This is a genomic window from Mesorhizobium sp. WSM4989 (genome assembly GCF_029625795.1).
Classification (GTDB): Bacteria; Pseudomonadota; Alphaproteobacteria; order Rhizobiales; family Rhizobiaceae; genus Mesorhizobium.
In genome coordinates, this window is record NZ_JARTVN010000002.1 from 1,933,602 (window position 1) to 1,949,512 (window position 15,911).

Genomic DNA, 15,911 nt, shown 5'->3' on the forward strand with positions numbered 1-15,911 from the left:
GGTTAAGTAAATACAAATTAACCGGGAGCCTTGCGTGTAGGGGAAATCCGGTTAATACGGTAAGGGAAAATACCGCACGTCCGGTTTTCTCGCCGTGGGGACTACGAGAAAAAGGTACAAAAGCCCGATGAAGGCAGCATCCAAGTTTCTGAGCGCCGCGTCCGCGGCGGCTTTGTCCGCCGCCCTGGTTTTGCCAGGCGCGCTCGCAGTGCAGTTCGTTGCCACATCGGTAGCCGAAGCAGCAGTGGTCAGGAGGGTCGAGGTCAGCGGCAACCAGCGTGTCGATGCCGAAACCATCCGCAATTACATCGCGATCAAGCCCGGCAAGGCGTTTTCAAGTGCCGATATCGATAGCGCCGTGAAGGCGCTGTTCGGCACCGGGCTGTTCTCGGACGTCCAGATCAATCAGGTCGGCTCGACCCTGGTCGTCAAGGTTTCCGAATACAAGGTCGTCAACCAGGTCCTGTTCCAGGGCAACAAGAAGCTCAAGGACAACGCGCTCCAGGCCGCTGTCCAGCTGAAGCCGCGCGCGACCTTCTCGCAGCAGGCGCTCGACGCCGACGTCGAGGCGGTCAAGGCTGCCTATCGGCGTATCGGCCGCGACGACGCCGCCGTGACCACTCAGATCATGGACCTCGGCGACAATCGCGTGAACGTGGTCTTCAACATTAACGAAGGCGCGCGCACGCAGATCGCGGCGGTCAATTTCGTCGGCAACAGCGCTTTTTCCAGCCGACGCCTGTCGGACGTCATCAACACCAAGCGTTCGTCCTGGCTTTCGTTCGTGCTGCGCGACGACGTCTATGACGAGGACAAGCTGCGCGCCGATCAGGAGTTGCTGCGCCGCTTCTACTACAATCACGGTTACGCCGATTTCCAGGTCGTTTCGGCCGTCGGTGAGTTGGACGAAGCCACCAACAAATACACGGTCACCATCACCGTGCAGGAAGGCGAGCGCTACAACTTCGGCGACATCAGCGTCGAGAGCACGATTCCCGAGGTCGACTCAAAGTCGCTGGAATCGGTGGTCCAGACGCACAAGGGCGATGTGTATAACGCCAAGGACGTCGAGGACACGATCGTTGCGCTCACCGAAAAGGTCGCCGGCTCAGGCTATGCGTTTGCCCAGGTAACGCCGCGCGGCGACCGCAATTTCGAGAATCACACGATCTCGGTCGTCTACACAATCGACCAGGGCACCAAGGCCTATATCGAGCGCATCGAAATCCGCGGCAACGACCGCACGCGTGACTATGTCATCCGGCGCGAATTCGACGTCAGCGAAGGCGACGCCTTCAACCAGGTTCTTATCCAGCGCGCGAAGAAGCGGCTGGAAGCCCTGGATTATTTTGAAAAAGTCGACATCTCGACGGTCCCTGGGTCTGCTCCGGACCAGGTCGTCCTGGTGGTTGACGTGGTCGAGAAGTCGACCGGTGAGTTCTCGGTCGGCGCCGGCTATTCGACCGGCGGCGACACGCCGGGCCCGTCCGTCGAAGGCTCGATCACCGAGCGCAACTTCCTCGGCCGCGGCCAGTACATCAAGCTGTCGGCCGGCGGCGGCAAGAACTCGCGCGACTACGCGATCTCCTTCACCGAGCCGTATTTCCTCGGCCGGCGCATCGCCGCGGGCTTCGATATCTACAAGTCGACCCGTGAGTACAACCATTACGATACGGACGTCACCGGCGCGACCATTCGCTTCGGCCTGCCGATCACCGACAGCATTTCGACGCAGCTGGCGTATAATATCTCGCAGGAGAAGTATTCGATCGCCGATGGCTGCTTGACCAGCGGCGTCTACGATCCGTCCAAGTGCACGATCTCCCAGGCCATCCGGGACGGCGTCGCCGAAAGCCCATGGACCAAGTCGTCTGTCAGCCTCGGCCTGGTCTACAATACCATCGACGACATGAAGAATCCGCACGAGGGTCTTTACATCACAGGCACAACGGAAGTCGCCGGTCTCGGCGGTGACGCCAAGTGGGTGAAGTTGACCGGGCGAGCAAGCGTCTACCAGACCTTGTCCGAGCAGTTGGACCTAGTCGGCCTGGTGTCGGGTGGCGCTGGCTATATCGCGGGCTATGGCAATGGCGATCTGCGCATCTTCGACCACTTCCAGAGCAATGACCGCATGATCCGCGGTTTCGCCTATGGCGGCATTGGCCCGATTGCCAGCGACACCAGTGGAGACCATCTCGGCGGCACGACCTATTTCAATGCCTCGGCGGAAGCCCAATTCCCGATGCCGGTTATTCCGGAAAGCTTCGGCTTGCGTGGCGCTGTGTTTGCCGATGCGGCAACGCTTTACGGCAGCAAGCTCGATCCTGCTTTGATCAAGCCGGGGTCGGCTGACATGCATCTGCGCGCTTCGGTCGGTGTCGGCCTAATGTGGGCTTCGCCGTTCGGTCCGATCCGCATCGATTATGCGATTCCGGTCGAGAAGCAGCCGGGCGACGACGTGCAGGAATTCAACTTCGGCATAGCGACCCGTTTCTAATCCGCGGGTTACGATGTTTCCGGGTCGTGTGATGACCCGGAATCGACTGATCCGACCTAGCTGGATAATGTTTGTGGAATGACCGATCCGGTGTTCTTCGCGCCTTCACGCCGGTATACGGCTGGCGAGGTCGCGAATCTGACCGGCGCCAATCTTATTGATTCCTCGCAGGCCGACATCGCCATCGACGCGCTGGCGCCCGCCAATGAGGGTGGCGACGGTGCGCTCGTCTTTGTCGACGGCAAGCGCAATTTCGCCTTGATGCATTCGCTCAAGGCGGCTGCCGTTCTCTGTCCCGCCGACTTCGCCAACAGGGCGCCCCAGGGGATTGCGGTGCTGGCGCATCCGCGCCCGCAGCAGGCCTTCGCCATGGTGGGGCGGCTGCTCTTTCCGCAGGCCGCCACGCCCGGGCCGATGACCGGCGAAACCGGCATTTCGCCGCAAGCGCACATCGATCCGTCCGCGCATGTCGAGGCGGGTGCGATCGTGGAGGCGGGCGCCGTGATCGGTCCCGACGTTTCTATCGGGAGCGGCACGGTCATTGCGCCCCATGCGGTCATTGGCCGCTCCTGCAAGATAGGTCGTGATGGCTATGTCGGTCCGGGTGCCAGCATCCAATATGCGCTGATCGGCAACCGCGTCATCATTCATGGCGGTGCAAGGATCGGTCAGGACGGGTTCGGCTTCGTGGCCGGCGCGAAGGGACCTGAGCGCGTGCCGCAGATCGGCCGCGTCATCATCCAGGACGACGTCGAGATCGGCTCCAACTCGACCGTCGATCGCGGTGCGATGTCCGACACGATCATCGGACAAGGTACCAAGATCGACAATCTGGTGCAGATCGCCCACAATGTTCGTATCGGCCGCAATTGCATTATAGCCGGGCTTTCGGGTATTTCCGGTTCCGTCGTCGTCGGCGACAACGTCACCATGGGTGGCGGCGTCGGCCTCGCCGATCATTTGACCATCGGTCCCGGGGCCAAGCTTGCTGCGAGAAGTGGATTCATGAGCAACGTGCCGGCGGGCGAGGTCTGGGGAGGCTATCCGGCGCAGCCAATGGCGGAAGCCATGCGTGAGATCGCGATGCTGCGCAGGCTGGCCAGGACGCGCAAGCAGGGCGACGGAAATGGCTGACACGGTTGCGACGACACTTGAGGCGGTCGACATAATGGGGCTGATGAAGCTCCTGCCGCACCGTTATCCGTTTCTGCTGATCGACCGCATCGTCGAAATCGACGGCGACGACTCCGCGGTCGGCATCAAGAACGTGACTATCAACGAACCGCATTTCCAGGGCCATTTCCCGCAGCAGCCGGTCATGCCGGGCGTGCTCATCATCGAGGCCATGGCCCAGACCGCCGGCGCGATCTGCATTCGCAGCCTCAATGCGGAAAAGCCGTCGCTGGTTTATTTCATGACCATCGACAACGCGAAGTTCCGCAAGCCGGTCGTCCCCGGCGATCAGCTCAGGATCCACGTCAAGAAGATCAAGAAGCGCGGCAACCTGCTGAAATTTGCCTGCGAGGCGATGGTGGATGGCGCAAAGGCCGCCGAAGCCGAAGTTTCGGCTATGATGGTCACCGGCTGACGGTTTCTAATGCTCATGAAAGTTCAGACATCAATCCATCCTTCCTCGGTCGTCGAAGAAGGCGCCCAGCTCGGCGAAGGTGTGCGTATCGGACCCTTCTGCCATGTCGGCGCCGATGCCGTCATCGGCGATCGCGTCGAGCTGGTCAGCCATGTCTCGGTGATGGGCGCGACCACCGTCGGCGGCTCGACCAAGGTCTATCCAATGTCGACGCTCGGGGCGCCGCCGCAGAACACCAAGCACAAGGGCGGGCGCACGACGCTGGTCATCGGCGGAAATTGCACCATCCGCGAAGGCGTCACCATGCATGTCGGCACCGATTCCAGCCGCGGCGAGACGGCGATCGGCGACAATGGCAATTTCCTGGCCTATGCCCACATTGCCCATGACTGCGTCGTCGGCAAGAATGCCACCTTCGCCAATGGGGCGACGCTCGGCGGGCATTGCGAGATCGGCGACAATGTCTATATCGGCGGCCTGACCGCCGTGCATCAGTTTGTCCGCGTCGGCGACAACGCCTTTATCGGCGGCTGCTCGGCGGTCGTCGGCGACGTCATTCCCTATGCGATCGCCGTCGGCAATCGCGCCAAGCTGCGCGGTCTCAACGTCATCGGCCTGAAGCGCTCCGGCCTGCCGCGCGCCGAAATCTACATGCTGCGAAGGGCTTACAGGGCGATTTTCGACCACTCCCGCACGGTCGGGGAGAATGTCGAGATCGCCAAGGCGGAGTTCGCCTCGTCACCGACGGCCATGAAGATGATCGACTTCATCACCAGTCGCGGCAAGCGGCATTATGCCGTCCCGCCGCTGAAGGGCGGTGGCGGCGATGACGATGGCGATGACGAGGGCTGAGCCCGCCGGGTCAGGGCTTGCACTCGCGCCGGGCTCCAGGGTCGGCATCATCGCCGGTGGCGGCAGCCTGCCGGTCGAAGTGGTGGAAGGTCTGGTCAGACAGGGACATTCGCCTTTCATCATCCTGGCCGAGGGCGAGGTGGATCGCGAAGCGGACTTTGCCGCCTACGAGCAGGCGACGCTTGCGCTCGAAGACATCGGCTTCCTGCTTCCCTTGCTGAAGCGCGAAGGCATTAGCCACCTGGTTCTTGCCGGCGAGATCAAGCGCAGGCCGCGGCTTGCGAAGATACGTCCAACGCTCAGTCTGCTGACGATAATCCCCTCCGTGGCAATGGCGCTGGCCCGCGGCGACGACGGGCTTCTGAAGGTTCTGACGCGCGGGCTGGAAAGGCGCGGTATCACGGTGGTCGGAGCGCATGAGATCGTTCCAGATCTCGCTGCCGGCGAGGGCACGCTGACCAAGGCAGGACCAAAGCAATCGGACTGGCGCGATATCGAGGCGGGCCGCGCGGCGGCCAAGGTAATCGGCGAGCTTGACGTCGGCCAGGCGGCGATTGCGGTCGGAGGGCGGGTTATCGCGTTGGAAGGCATCGAAGGCACTAAGGGCCTGCTCGAGAGGACGCGCGAATTGCGCGGGCACGGCAGGCTCGCCGGCAAGACGCGCGGCGTCCTGGTCAAATGCGCCAAGCCAGGGCAGGAGCTGCGCGCCGACTTGCCCTCGATAGGCCCGCAGACGGTCGAGGCCGCACACGCGGCCGGCCTTGCCGGCATCGCCGTCGAAGCCGGCCGCTCGCTCATTCTCGAAGGCCCGGCGACTCTCGCGCGGGCCAATGCGCTTGGCTTGTTCATCGTCGGATTTCCCGCGACGGAGCCGACCGATGGCCAGTGAGAGGCCGCTCAAGATCGCCATCGTCGCGGGCGAGGAATCGGGCGACCTGCTGGGCGCCGACATCGTGCGTGCGCTCGAAAAGACCACCGGCCGTAAGATCCGGCTCGTCGGCATCGGCGGCCGGCATCTGCAGGAACTAGGGCTGACACCGCTCTTCGACGGCAGCGAGATCGCGCTGATGGGCTTCAGCGCCGTCTTGCGCGACCTGCCGCGGCTGATGCGCCGGATCAGCCAAACAGCCGGCGCCATCGCGGCGGGGCGGCCGGATTGCCTGATCACCATCGACAGCCCTGATTTTTCGCTGCGCGTCGCCAAAAGGGTCCGCGCCGCCGCGCCCGCTATCCCGATCGTCCATTATGTCTGCCCGAGCGTGTGGGCATGGCGGCCGGGCAGGGCGGCGGCGATGAGGCCCTATGTCGATCACATCCTCTGCATCCTGCCCTTCGAAGTGAAGGCGCTCACCCGGCTTGGTGGCCCCCCCGGCACCTATGTCGGCCACCGGCTGACCCAGGATCCCGGCGTGCTTGGCGCCGCCAAGGCGCAGAGCTTGCCGCGGGACCTGTCGGAGGATCGCGTGAAGACGCTGCTCGTGCTGCCCGGCTCGCGCCGCGGCGAGGTGCGCCGGCTGATCGAGCCGTTCGGCAAGGCGATATCGGTCTTGCATCAGCGCGGTCACCGCTTGCGGCTGATGCTGCCGACGGTGCCGCATGTCGCCGACCTGGTGAAAACATCCGTCACGCGTTGGGACGAGAAGCCAGAAATCATCACCGATCCGGAGCGCAAATGGTTGGCTTTCGGCAAGGCCGATGCGGCTCTGATCGCCTCCGGAACCGTTTCGCTCGAGCTTGCGCTTTGCGGTGTTCCAATGGTCTCCAGCTACAAGCTCGATCCGATCGCGAGGCAGCTGCTGCAGCATCTGGTGACGACCTGGTCGGCGCTGCTGCCCAATTTGATCGCCGATCGCGCGCTGGTGCCGGAGTTCTACGATCAGTATGTCAGGCCGGAGAACCTGGCGCGTCAGCTGGAAGCCCTTTTTGCCGATACCGGCATGCGCGCCTGGCAGCGGGCAGGTTTCGCCGAAATCGCCAGGCGCATGGCGACCGACAGGCCGTCGGGCGAGATTGCTGCCGAGGTGGTGCTGGGGTGCATCAAGAAAGCGAATAGGGAGTAGCGAATAGCGAGCAGGCTAGGCGCGAGCGCCGACGGGTTTCTTTCACTGTTCGCTACTCGCTGTTTCGCTATTCGCTCAATCACCGCTTCGCAATCGGCACGTAGTCGCGCTCCGTGGCGCCGGTGTAGAGCTGGCGCGGGCGGCCGATCTTCTGGTGCGGGTCTTCGATCATTTCCTTCCACTGCGCGATCCAGCCGACGGTGCGGGCGACCGCGAACAGCACGGTGAACATGGTGGTGGGGAAGCCCAGCGCCTTCAGCGTGATACCCGAATAGAAGTCGACGTTCGGATAGAGCTTCTTCTCGATGAAATACTCGTCGGTCAGCGCGATCTTCTCCAGCTCCATCGCGATGTCGAGCAGCGGATCATCCTTGATGCCGAGCTCGCCCAACACCTCATGCGCCGTCTTCTGCATGATCTTGGCGCGCGGATCGTAGTTCTTGTAGACGCGATGGCCGAAGCCCATCAGGCGGAACGGGTCGTTCTTGTCCTTGGCGCGGGCGATGAATTCCGGGATGTGATCGACATGGCCGATCTCGCCCAGCATGTTGAGGGCCGCCTCGTTGGCGCCGCCATGCGCGGGGCCCCAGAGGCAAGCAATGCCGGCCGCGATGCAGGCGAACGGATTGGCGCCCGAAGAGCCGGCGAGACGAACCGTCGAAGTCGACGCGTTCTGCTCGTGATCGGCGTGCAGGATGAAGATGCGCTCCATGGCGCGCGCCAGCACCGGATTGATCTTGTACTCCTCACACGGCACGGCAAAGCACATGTGCAGGAAGTTGGCGGCGAAATTCAGCTCGTTCTTCGGGTAAATGAAGGGCTGGCCGATGTGGTATTTGTAGGCCATTGCCGCGATCGTCGGCATCTTGGCGATCAGTCGCATGGAGGCGACCATGCGCTGATATGGGTCCGAGATGTCGGTCGAGTCGTGGTAGAAGGCCGACAGCGCGCCGACCACGCCGCACATGACGGCCATCGGATGGGCGTCGCGGCGGAAGCCGGTGAAGAAGCGCGACATCTGCTCATGCACCATGGTGTGGCGCGTCACGCGATAGTCGAAGTCGTCCTTCTGCGCCTTGGTCGGCAATTCGCCGTAGAGCAGGAGATAACAGACCTCGAGGAAGTCGCCGTGCTCGGCGAGCTGGTCGATCGGGTACCCGCGATGCAGTAGGATGCCGGCGTCGCCGTCGATGAAGGTGATCGCCGACTCGCAGCTTGCCGTCGAGGTGAAACCGGGATCGTAGGTGAAGGCCCCGGTGGTGCTGTACAGCGCGCCGATGTCGATGACGTCGGGCCCGGTCGAGCCGCTTCGCACCTTGAATTCATGCGTCTTGCCGGCGAGCTCGAGCCTTGCGGTCGACTCGCGCGCCTTGCCGCCCGATTCCAGTTTTGTCGCAGCTTCGCTCATTGCAAACTCCTTTATGTTTTCTCATGCCGGCAAGGCAATTCCTGCAAACGACACGTCGAAATCACCGGAATGCGCGAACTTGCCACCGCATTTTAGGAGGTGCGTGCCAGATTGGGCCAAGGCCTAATGTTGCACTGCGAAACACACCTTTCAATGCCAATCTTCTTGGGCCAGTTCGCTCCTAATCGATTTGATCCGCAACCCGCGCCAGGCTCTCCTCACGGCCGAGCACGGCGAGTACATCGAACACGCCGGGCGAGGTGCTGCGGCCGGTGAGCGCGGCTCTCAGCGGTTGGGCCACGGCGCCGAGCTTATGGCCGCCGGCCTGCGCAAAGTCGCGAATAGCGGCTTCCGCGGTTGCGGCGCTCCATTCGCTGGAGATCGCGGCGAGCGCGGCATGGGTACCGCGCAAAATGGCGCGGGCGTCGCTGCCAAGCAACCCCGCAGCCCTTTCGTCGAGCTGCAAGGGCCGCTCGGCGAACAGGAAGCCGGCTCCATCGACGAGCTCGACCAACGTCTTTGCCCGCTCCTTGAGGCCCGGCATGGCAGCAAGCAGCTGTGCCTGGCGCCTGTCGTCGAGCTTGGCCGCAAGCGCCGGGCCACCCTCGAGATAGGGCAGGGTGGCTACGAGAATATCAAATAGCGCCTTGTCGTCCATCTTGCGCATATGGACGCCGTTCAGCGCCTCGAGCTTGGCGAAGTCGAACCGGGCGGCGCCCTTGTTGACGTCGGCGATGTCGAACCAGGAGATCATATCCTTGATCGACATCACCTCGTCGTCGCCGTGGCTCCAGCCGAGCCTGGCCAGATAGTTGAGCAGGGCCTCCGGCAGATAGCCCATGGCGCGATAAGCCTCGACGCCGAGCGCGCCGTGGCGCTTCGACAGCTTGGCGCCGTCGGCACCATGGATCAGCGGGATGTGCGACATCGACGGCACGGTCCAGCCCATGGCGTTGTAGATTACGGTCTGGCGCGCGGCGTTGGTCAGGTGATCGTCGCCGCGGATGATGTGGGTGACGCCCATATCGTGATCGTCGACGACGACGGCATGCATGTAGGTCGGGTTGCCGTCCGAGCGCAGGATGATGAAGTCGTCGAGGTCCTTGTTCGGGAATCGCACCTCGCCCTGTACGCGGTCGTGCACGACGGTCTCTCCTTCGGTCGGCGCCTTGATGCGGATGGCGCCCTTGACGCCGGGAGGCGCCTCGGAGGGGTCGCGGTCGCGCCACTGGCCATTGTAGCGCGGCGGCAGCCCCTTGGCCCGCGCCGCCTCGCGCATCGCCTCCAGCTCGGCAGGCGTCTCATAGCTGTAATAGGCCTTGCCCAGCCGTACGAGCTCCTCTGCCACCTCACGGTGGCGCGGCGCTCGCTCGAACTGCGACACGGCCTCGCCGTCCCATGAGAGGCCGAGCCAGGTCAGCCCGTCCAGGATAGCGGCTGTCGCCGCTTCGGTGGAGCGCTCGCGGTCAGTGTCCTCGATGCGCAGCAGCATCGTGCCGTCCGTGTGCCTGGCGTAGAGCCAGTTGAACAGCGCCGTGCGCGCCCCGCCGATGTGCAGATAGCCGGTGGGCGAGGGGGCAAAGCGGGTGACGACCTTGTCGGACATGGAACTCTCGGAAGAAGCTCTGAAGCGGGCATGATTGCGCGGACTTTCGCGCGGTGGGCGTTCATGTAGCATAGGAGGTCTGGGGCGCAAGGGGCAGACCCGATGGCTGGACGTGGCCGGGGTGCGGAGGATGGCGAGAAGACGACGGCTGGCGTGAGCGAGCGCCTGCTGTTTGCCGACACCGTGCCTGCTGAGGCAGTACCGGTTTGGGTTCCCGTGCCGCGTCCGGCCACCGAGATTTCGGACGGCGACGCCGTCGTGAAGCCGCCTCCGCCGGCAGCGATCGACTTGATCCGCAGGCGGTTCCGCCGTGCCTCGTTTTCCGCGATTCGCCGGGGTGTGGCCGAGGCAGCCTCCACCGAGCTCGACCGCGGCATCGGCTTCCTCCTGGTGCCGGTGTTCCTGGCCGCCGGCGTGATACTCTATTATTCCTTGAGCGCCGAGCCGGATCTTTACAGACCGCTGGCGGCGGTGGCGCTGATGGCTCTATGCGCGGCGGTTTCGCGTCCCTGGCTGAAGACACACCTGGTCTTTATGGCGGCGCTGTTTTGCGCGCTGGGCTTCGTCGCCGCGAAGGTCGAGACCTGGCGCGCCGCTACACCGATGCTCGGCTCCGAAATCCAGACGCGGCTGACAGGCCGCGTCGTCATCGCCGAGGAAATGGCCAATGGCCGCGTCAGGCTGACCATCGATCTCCTCTCGACCGCGCATCCAAAGCTGCGCTACGCGCCGGATCGCGTCAGGCTTTCGGCACGCAGGATCCCGGCCGGCATGAAGGCCGGATCGCTGGTGATGGGTTACGCGCGGCTTCTGCCGCCGACCGGGCCGGTCCGTCCCGAAAGCTATGATTTTTCCTTCGACAGCTATTTTTCCGGCATCGGCGGCAGCGGATTTTTCCTCGGCGACCCGAAAGTCATTCCGCCAACCGACCCGATCGCTCAGACGAGCATCGCCTCGGCCATCGAGAACGCGCGCGAAAATATTGCCGACCACATCAGAAGCACCGTCGGCGGACCCGAAGGCGAGATTGCCGCCGCACTGATCGTCGGCGTGCGCGCCGGCATTCCCGAGGACATCAACGAGGCGATGCGGCGGACCGGCATCTATCACATCATCTCGATTTCGGGCCTGCACATGGCGCTGGTCGCCGGCACGGTCATGCTTCTGCTGCGCGGCGCCTTTGCGCTGTTCCCGGATTTTTCGTCACGCCGGCCGGTGAAGAAATATGCCGCGACAATCGCGCTTATGTCGATCGCCGCCTATCTCGTCATCTCCGGCGTGGTGGTCGCCGCCGAGCGAAGCTTCATCATGCTGGCCGTCATGCTGATCGCCGTGCTTTTCGACCGCGCCGCGCTGACGATGCGCAACTTGGCGATCTCGGCCATCGCCGTCATCCTGGTGTCGCCGCATGAAGTGGTTGGCCCGAGCTTTCAGATGTCGTTCGCGGCAACCGCCGCCCTTGTCGGCGCCTATGCCGGCTGGTCCGACTACCGCGCCGGCACGGTGAGAGCGCCGCCGGACAAGCGTTCGTTCCTGCGGTTCATGTCGCACAAACTGGCAGTCGGAGCAGGTGGCGCCGCAATGACGTCGATCATTGCCGGAAGTGCCACGGCGCTGTTTGCCATCTGGCATTTCCAGCGCGTCTCGCCGCTCAGCCTGCTGGCCAATCTCGCGATCATGCCGATCGTCACGATCGTGATGTTTCTCGCCGTCGCCAGCGCGGTCATGATGCCGTTCGGCTTCGACGGGCCCTTCCTCTATTTGATGGGCAAGGGCCTGGCGGCGATGATCGCGATCTCGGCGTGGATTTCGGAGTGGTCGCCGGTCGATGCCGTGGGCCTGATCTCGATCCATTCGGTGCTGCTGGCGACGATCGCGCTCGTCATCGCCACGATGGCGACTACCTGGCTCAGGCTGGCCGCAATTCCTTTCGCTGCCGCGGCCGTGATGATCATCCCGCAGGTGCGCACGCCGGACCTGCTGATCTCGGAGGACGCGCATCTGGTGGCGATTCCGATCGGCGGCGGCGAACTCGCCATCAATCGCGCCCGCTCCAACGAGTTCACCACCGATAACTGGAAACGTGCGCTCAAGGCCGAAACGATCGTGCCGCCGGAGACATTCGCCAAGGGCACGCTGGACTTGGCCGATCCGGTCGACCTGCCGCCTGGATCGCCCTTTTACTGCACGGGCGATCTCTGCATTGGCCGGCATCCATCAGGCGCGATCGTCGCGCTCGCCGAGAACCGCGAAGCTGCCCGGCCTGCCTGCGACTTCGCAGACCTCATCGTCATCAACGACGCCACGGCCTACAATCCCTGCCACGATCCACGTATCCTCGTCGTCACCAAGCGGCAGCTCGCGCGCGACGGCAGTGCCGCCGTCTTCTTCGATCCGCAATCGGCGACGGCGCGAGCAACCATTCAATACGCCGTCGAAAAACCGTACCGCCCTTGGCACGAACAGCGGCGCTACTCGCGTGAGGCGAGGGGGTTGGCGCCTTACAAGAAGCCCGAGAAGCCGGAGGCCAAGCCACAGCCCCCTCAGTAGCGGCGGATGAGCCCGACGAGCTTGCCCTGAACCTTGACGCGATCGGGACCGAAGATGCGCGTCTCATAGGCCGGATTGGCAGCCTCGAGCGCGATGGAGGCGCCCTTGCGGCGGAAGCGCTTCAGCGTCGCCTCCTCGTCATCGACCAGCGCCACGACGATCTCCCCGGGGCTCGCAGTGCTGGCGTTGCGGATGATGACCGTGTCGCCGTCGAAGATGCCGGCCTCGATCATCGAATCGCCTTTGACCTCGAGCGCGTAGTGCTCGCCGCCCGCGATCATGTCCGGCGGCACTGTGATCGAATGCGTCTGGTGCTGGATGGCGTCGATCGGCACGCCGGCGGCAATGCGACCCATCACCGGGATGGAGACGGCTGAAACGGCGTCGTCGTCATTGCTGGGCGTCGGCGTGCGGGCGGGCGCCGCGGGTTTGATCTGGCGGCCGAGATTGCCTTGGCCGCCCTGGATGACGCTCGGCGAGAACTTCTTCGCCGCATTGAGGCCGGGCGCGATCGAGTCAGGTAGGCGCAGCACTTCAAGGGCACGCGCCCGGTTCGGAAGCCGGCGAATGAAACCGCGCTCCTCCAGCGCCGTGATCAGGCGGTGGATGCCCGATTTCGAGGCAAGGTCGAGCGCTTCCTTCATCTCATCGAAAGACGGCGGAATGCCGCTTTCCTTGAGCCGTTCATGGATGAACATCAGCAGTTCATGTTGTTTGCGCGTCAGCATGGCGGCCCCCATGGGTTCTGAAACCAGAATCAGAAAAACAAACCCAGAACAAACACTATCTGTTCCAGTTGTGTTCCGCAACCGTTTAAAGTTTAGTGAATGTGTTGACGTTTTGTTCAGCGTAACATCAGAACGGTGCATTCCTCGCCGGCTTCAGCCGCCGGTGCGAAGGGTTGGCGCACGATCAGGCCATTGGCATCGGCGAGCATCCTCAACATCGAGGAATCCTGGGTGCCGAACGGTGTTGCGATCAACCCCCCCGCATCTTCGCGGACCACGGCGCGCACATAGTCCTGCCTGAGATCGTTGGCGTGCATTGCGACGCCTAACCGGGCCGTGCGGATTTCCTGACGGCAGGACCGGCCGCCCAGCCGCGCCAGAAGCGGCTTCAGGAACAGCTGCGAGCAGACCAGGCTTGCGACCGGATTGCCGGGCAGGCCGATGCAGCGAATGTCGCCGAGCCGGCCAAACATCAGCGGCTTGCCGGGACGCATGGCGATCTTCCAGAAGTCGAGCTGCATGCCTTCGCCGGTCAGCACGTCATGGATCAAGTCGTGGTCGCCGACGGAGGCGCCGCCAAGCGTGACGATGACGTCGGCGCCGGCCTTGACCGCCTTCTTGACCAGGGCCGCGATCGCGTCCTTGCGGTCGGCGGCAATGCCGAGGTCGAGCGCGCGCGCGCCGACCGACTGGGCCGTAGCTGTGACGCCACAGGCATTCGACGAGATGATCTGGTCGGGGCCGAGCGCGCTGCCCGGCGGCAGCAATTCATCGCCGGTGGCGATGATGGCGAGCAGCGGCTGCCGCACCACGTTGAGACTCGGATGGTTGGCCGATGCCGCCAGCGAAAGCGCCGCCGGATCGAGCTGGCGGCCTTTTTCGAGGAGCAGGTCGCCCGCGCAGAAGTCGAGGCCGCGGCGACGGACGTTTCGTCCCTCCACGGTCGGCTCGGTCACTTCGATGCCGCCGCCGCCGAGATCGCGGACATTCTCCTGGATAACGATGGTATCGGCGCCTTCGGGGAGCGGCGCGCCGGTGAAGATGCGCACGGCCTCGCCCTTGCCGACAGAGCCGGTGAAGCCACGCCCGGCGGGCGCCATGCCGATCACGGAGAGCCGCGCCGGCGCCGAGGCTACGTCGGCGGCCCGCACGGCATAGCCGTCCATCGCCGACGCATTGAAGGGCGGCTGGGTGCGCAGAGCCACCACGGGGTCGGCCAGCACCCGGCCGGACGCGTCGGCCAGCGGCACGCTTTCGCCTGGCAGCGCGGTCGCGCCGTCCAACAGGCGTTGGAGCGCCTCGGCGACCGGAAGCAAAGCCATGCTAAGGACCTACCTTGTAGTCGCCCGACTTGCCGCCGGTTTTCTCGACCAGCCTGATGCCGGAAATCGCCATGGCGCGGTCCGCTGCCTTGGCCATGTCGTAGATGGTGAGGCAGGCAACCGACGCCGCGGTCAGCGCCTCCATTTCGACCCCGGTCTTGCCGGTAACCCTGGCAAGCGCGGTGACCCTCAGGCCGGGAAGCGCGCGATCGGGCTCGATCTCGACGGCAACCTTGGTGAGAAGGAGGGGATGGCAAAGCGGGATGAGCTCATGCGTCTTCTTGGCCGCCATGATGCCGGCGAGGCGCGCCGTGCCAAGCACGTCGCCTTTCTTGGCGTCGCCGGCCAGGATCATCTCCAGCGTTTCCGGCTGCATGGTGACATACCCTTCGGCGATGGCCGTGCGCGTCGTCTCGGCCTTGCCGCCGACATCGACCATGTTGGCTTCGCCCTTGGCGCCGAGATGCGTAAGCGCGGGCATCCTCAAACGGCCTCGGCCGGCGCCTTGCCCGTCAGCAGAAGGGCGGTCGCGGCGGCCACGTCGGCCTGCCGCATCAGGCTTTCGCCAACGAGGAAGGTGCCGATCTTGCTCTTTTCCAGCCGGCGGCAGTCCTGATGGGTGAAGATGCCGCTCTCGCTGACCAGCAGCCGGTCGTCCGGGACCATGGCGGCAAGCCTCTCGGAAACGTGGAGGCTGGTTTCGAAGGTTCTCAAATCGCGGTTGTTGATGCCGATCAGCCGCGACGAGAGGCGAAGCGCGCGTTCCATCTCCTGTTCGTCATGCACCTCGACCAGCGCGTCCATGCCGAGATCGAAGGCCGTGACTTCCAATTCACTGGCCAAGGCGTCGTCGACGCTCGCCATGATGATGAGGATCGCGTCCGCGCCCCAGGCGCGGGCTTCATGAACCTGATACGGGTCGAAGAGGAAATCCTTGCGCAGGGCGGGCAGGCCAACGGCGGCGCGCGCTGCGGTCAGAAAGCCGGGCGCGCCCTGGAAGGACGGTGCGTCGGTCAGCACCGAAAGACAGGCAGCACCGCCTTGCTGATAGGCCCTGGCGAGCGCCGGCGGGTCGAAGTCGGCGCGGATCAAGCCCCTGGAAGGGCTGGCCTTCTTGATCTCCGCAATCAGCGCGAAGCCGCCGGCCTTCCGCTTGGCCTCAAGCGCCGCAAGGAAGCTGCGCGGGGGTTCCGCATCCTTGGCCTTCGCCTTGACCTCGGCAAGCGGCGCGCTGAGCTTTGCGGCGGCGATCTCATCGCGCTTGTAGGCTTCTATCTTGCGCAGGATATCGGACAAAATT

The 15,911-nt window shown here is 64.1% G+C and carries 13 protein-coding genes; 7 read left to right on the forward strand and 6 right to left on the reverse strand.

Annotation, left to right across the window (positions count from 1 at the left end; all coding sequences use genetic code 11):
* The first annotated feature begins 127 nt into the window (after positions 1–127).
* From bamA to lpxB, 6 genes are all read left to right on the forward strand, one after another.
* On the forward strand, positions 128–2,497 hold the full coding sequence (gene bamA, locus P9217_RS22120) for an outer membrane protein assembly factor BamA (protein ID WP_278087519.1): 2,370 nt from the start codon (positions 128–130) through the stop codon (positions 2,495–2,497).
* A gap of 78 nt (positions 2,498–2,575) precedes the next feature.
* A complete protein-coding gene (gene lpxD, locus P9217_RS22125) occupies positions 2,576–3,631 on the forward strand; it encodes a UDP-3-O-(3-hydroxymyristoyl)glucosamine N-acyltransferase (RefSeq protein ID WP_067319901.1) in 1,056 nt (351 codons plus the stop codon).
* Positions 3,624–4,085, forward strand: coding sequence for a 3-hydroxyacyl-ACP dehydratase FabZ (gene fabZ, locus P9217_RS22130; protein ID WP_066992658.1), 462 nt, complete (start codon positions 3,624–3,626; stop codon positions 4,083–4,085). The genes lpxD and fabZ overlap by 8 nt, the downstream gene beginning before the upstream one ends.
* A 15-nt stretch (positions 4,086–4,100) precedes the next feature.
* Positions 4,101–4,937, forward strand: a complete 837-nt coding sequence (gene lpxA, locus P9217_RS22135) for an acyl-ACP--UDP-N-acetylglucosamine O-acyltransferase (protein ID WP_067320155.1) — start codon at positions 4,101–4,103, stop codon at positions 4,935–4,937.
* Entirely contained in the window at positions 4,924–5,826 is a 903-nt protein-coding gene (lpxI, locus tag P9217_RS22140; RefSeq protein ID WP_278087615.1) for a UDP-2,3-diacylglucosamine diphosphatase LpxI, read from the forward strand. Before lpxA ends, lpxI begins: the two co-directional genes overlap by 14 nt.
* Positions 5,816–6,997, forward strand: a complete 1,182-nt coding sequence (lpxB, locus tag P9217_RS22145; protein ID WP_127239886.1) for a lipid-A-disaccharide synthase — start codon at positions 5,816–5,818, stop codon at positions 6,995–6,997. The genes lpxI and lpxB overlap by 11 nt, the downstream gene beginning before the upstream one ends.
* A gap of 79 nt (positions 6,998–7,076) precedes the next feature.
* Here the strand turns inward: lpxB and gltA are convergent, their stop codons facing one another.
* Together gltA and gltX are read right to left on the reverse strand one after the other, a co-directional pair.
* Positions 7,077–8,405, reverse strand: a complete 1,329-nt coding sequence (gene gltA, locus P9217_RS22150) for a citrate synthase (RefSeq protein WP_095777720.1) — start codon at positions 8,403–8,405, stop codon at positions 7,077–7,079.
* Between the two features lie 181 nt (positions 8,406–8,586).
* Complete coding sequence (gltX, locus tag P9217_RS22155) at positions 8,587–10,011, reverse strand: glutamate--tRNA ligase (RefSeq protein ID WP_278087520.1); 1,425 nt, start codon at positions 10,009–10,011, stop codon at positions 8,587–8,589.
* A gap of 102 nt (positions 10,012–10,113) precedes the next feature.
* Here gltX and P9217_RS22160 point away from each other — a divergent pair, with 102 nt between their 5' ends.
* Positions 10,114–12,561, forward strand: coding sequence for a ComEC/Rec2 family competence protein (locus tag P9217_RS22160; protein ID WP_278087521.1), 2,448 nt, complete (start codon positions 10,114–10,116; stop codon positions 12,559–12,561).
* Here the strand turns inward: P9217_RS22160 and lexA are convergent.
* The 4 genes from lexA to trpC form a co-directional block, all read right to left on the reverse strand.
* On the reverse strand, positions 12,555–13,289 hold the full coding sequence (gene lexA, locus P9217_RS22165; protein WP_066992799.1) for a transcriptional repressor LexA: 735 nt from the start codon (positions 13,287–13,289) through the stop codon (positions 12,555–12,557). The two genes, P9217_RS22160 and lexA, sit on opposite strands and share 7 nt — an antisense overlap.
* A 116-nt stretch (positions 13,290–13,405) precedes the next feature.
* Entirely contained in the window at positions 13,406–14,611 is a 1,206-nt protein-coding gene (gene glp, locus P9217_RS22170) for a gephyrin-like molybdotransferase Glp (protein WP_278087522.1), read from the reverse strand.
* A 1-nt stretch (position 14,612) separates the two neighbouring features.
* Positions 14,613–15,092: a cyclic pyranopterin monophosphate synthase MoaC gene (gene moaC, locus P9217_RS22175; protein ID WP_095825377.1), complete on the reverse strand. Its 480-nt coding sequence runs from the start codon at positions 15,090–15,092 to the stop codon at positions 14,613–14,615.
* 2 nt (positions 15,093–15,094) lie between these two features.
* Positions 15,095–15,910 (reverse strand): indole-3-glycerol phosphate synthase TrpC, encoded by an 816-nt coding sequence (gene trpC / locus P9217_RS22180; protein WP_278087616.1) that lies wholly within the window; start codon positions 15,908–15,910, stop codon positions 15,095–15,097.
* Position 15,911 lies beyond the last annotated feature (1 nt).

Excerpts from the sequence above, each read along its gene's own strand:
- bamA (WP_278087519.1), top strand. The coding sequence starts at position 128 with ATGAAGGCAGCATCCAAGTTTCTGAGCGCCGCGTCCGCGGCGGCTTTG.
- lpxD (WP_067319901.1), top strand. The coding sequence starts at position 2,576 with ATGACCGATCCGGTGTTCTTCGCGCCTTCACGCCGGTATACGGCTGGC.
- fabZ (WP_066992658.1), top strand. The coding sequence starts at position 3,624 with ATGGCTGACACGGTTGCGACGACACTTGAGGCGGTCGACATAATGGGG.
- lpxA (WP_067320155.1), top strand. The coding sequence starts at position 4,101 with ATGAAAGTTCAGACATCAATCCATCCTTCCTCGGTCGTCGAAGAAGGC.
- lpxI (WP_278087615.1), top strand. The coding sequence starts at position 4,924 with ATGACGAGGGCTGAGCCCGCCGGGTCAGGGCTTGCACTCGCGCCGGGC.
- lpxB (WP_127239886.1), top strand. The coding sequence starts at position 5,816 with ATGGCCAGTGAGAGGCCGCTCAAGATCGCCATCGTCGCGGGCGAGGAA.
- gltA (WP_095777720.1), bottom strand. The coding sequence starts at position 8,405 with ATGAGCGAAGCTGCGACAAAACTGGAATCGGGCGGCAAGGCGCGCGAG.
- gltX (WP_278087520.1), bottom strand. The coding sequence starts at position 10,011 with ATGTCCGACAAGGTCGTCACCCGCTTTGCCCCCTCGCCCACCGGCTAT.
- P9217_RS22160 (WP_278087521.1), top strand. The coding sequence starts at position 10,114 with ATGGCTGGACGTGGCCGGGGTGCGGAGGATGGCGAGAAGACGACGGCT.
- lexA (WP_066992799.1), bottom strand. The coding sequence starts at position 13,289 with ATGCTGACGCGCAAACAACATGAACTGCTGATGTTCATCCATGAACGG.
- glp (WP_278087522.1), bottom strand. The coding sequence starts at position 14,611 with ATGGCTTTGCTTCCGGTCGCCGAGGCGCTCCAACGCCTGTTGGACGGC.
- moaC (WP_095825377.1), bottom strand. The coding sequence starts at position 15,092 with ATGCCCGCGCTTACGCATCTCGGCGCCAAGGGCGAAGCCAACATGGTC.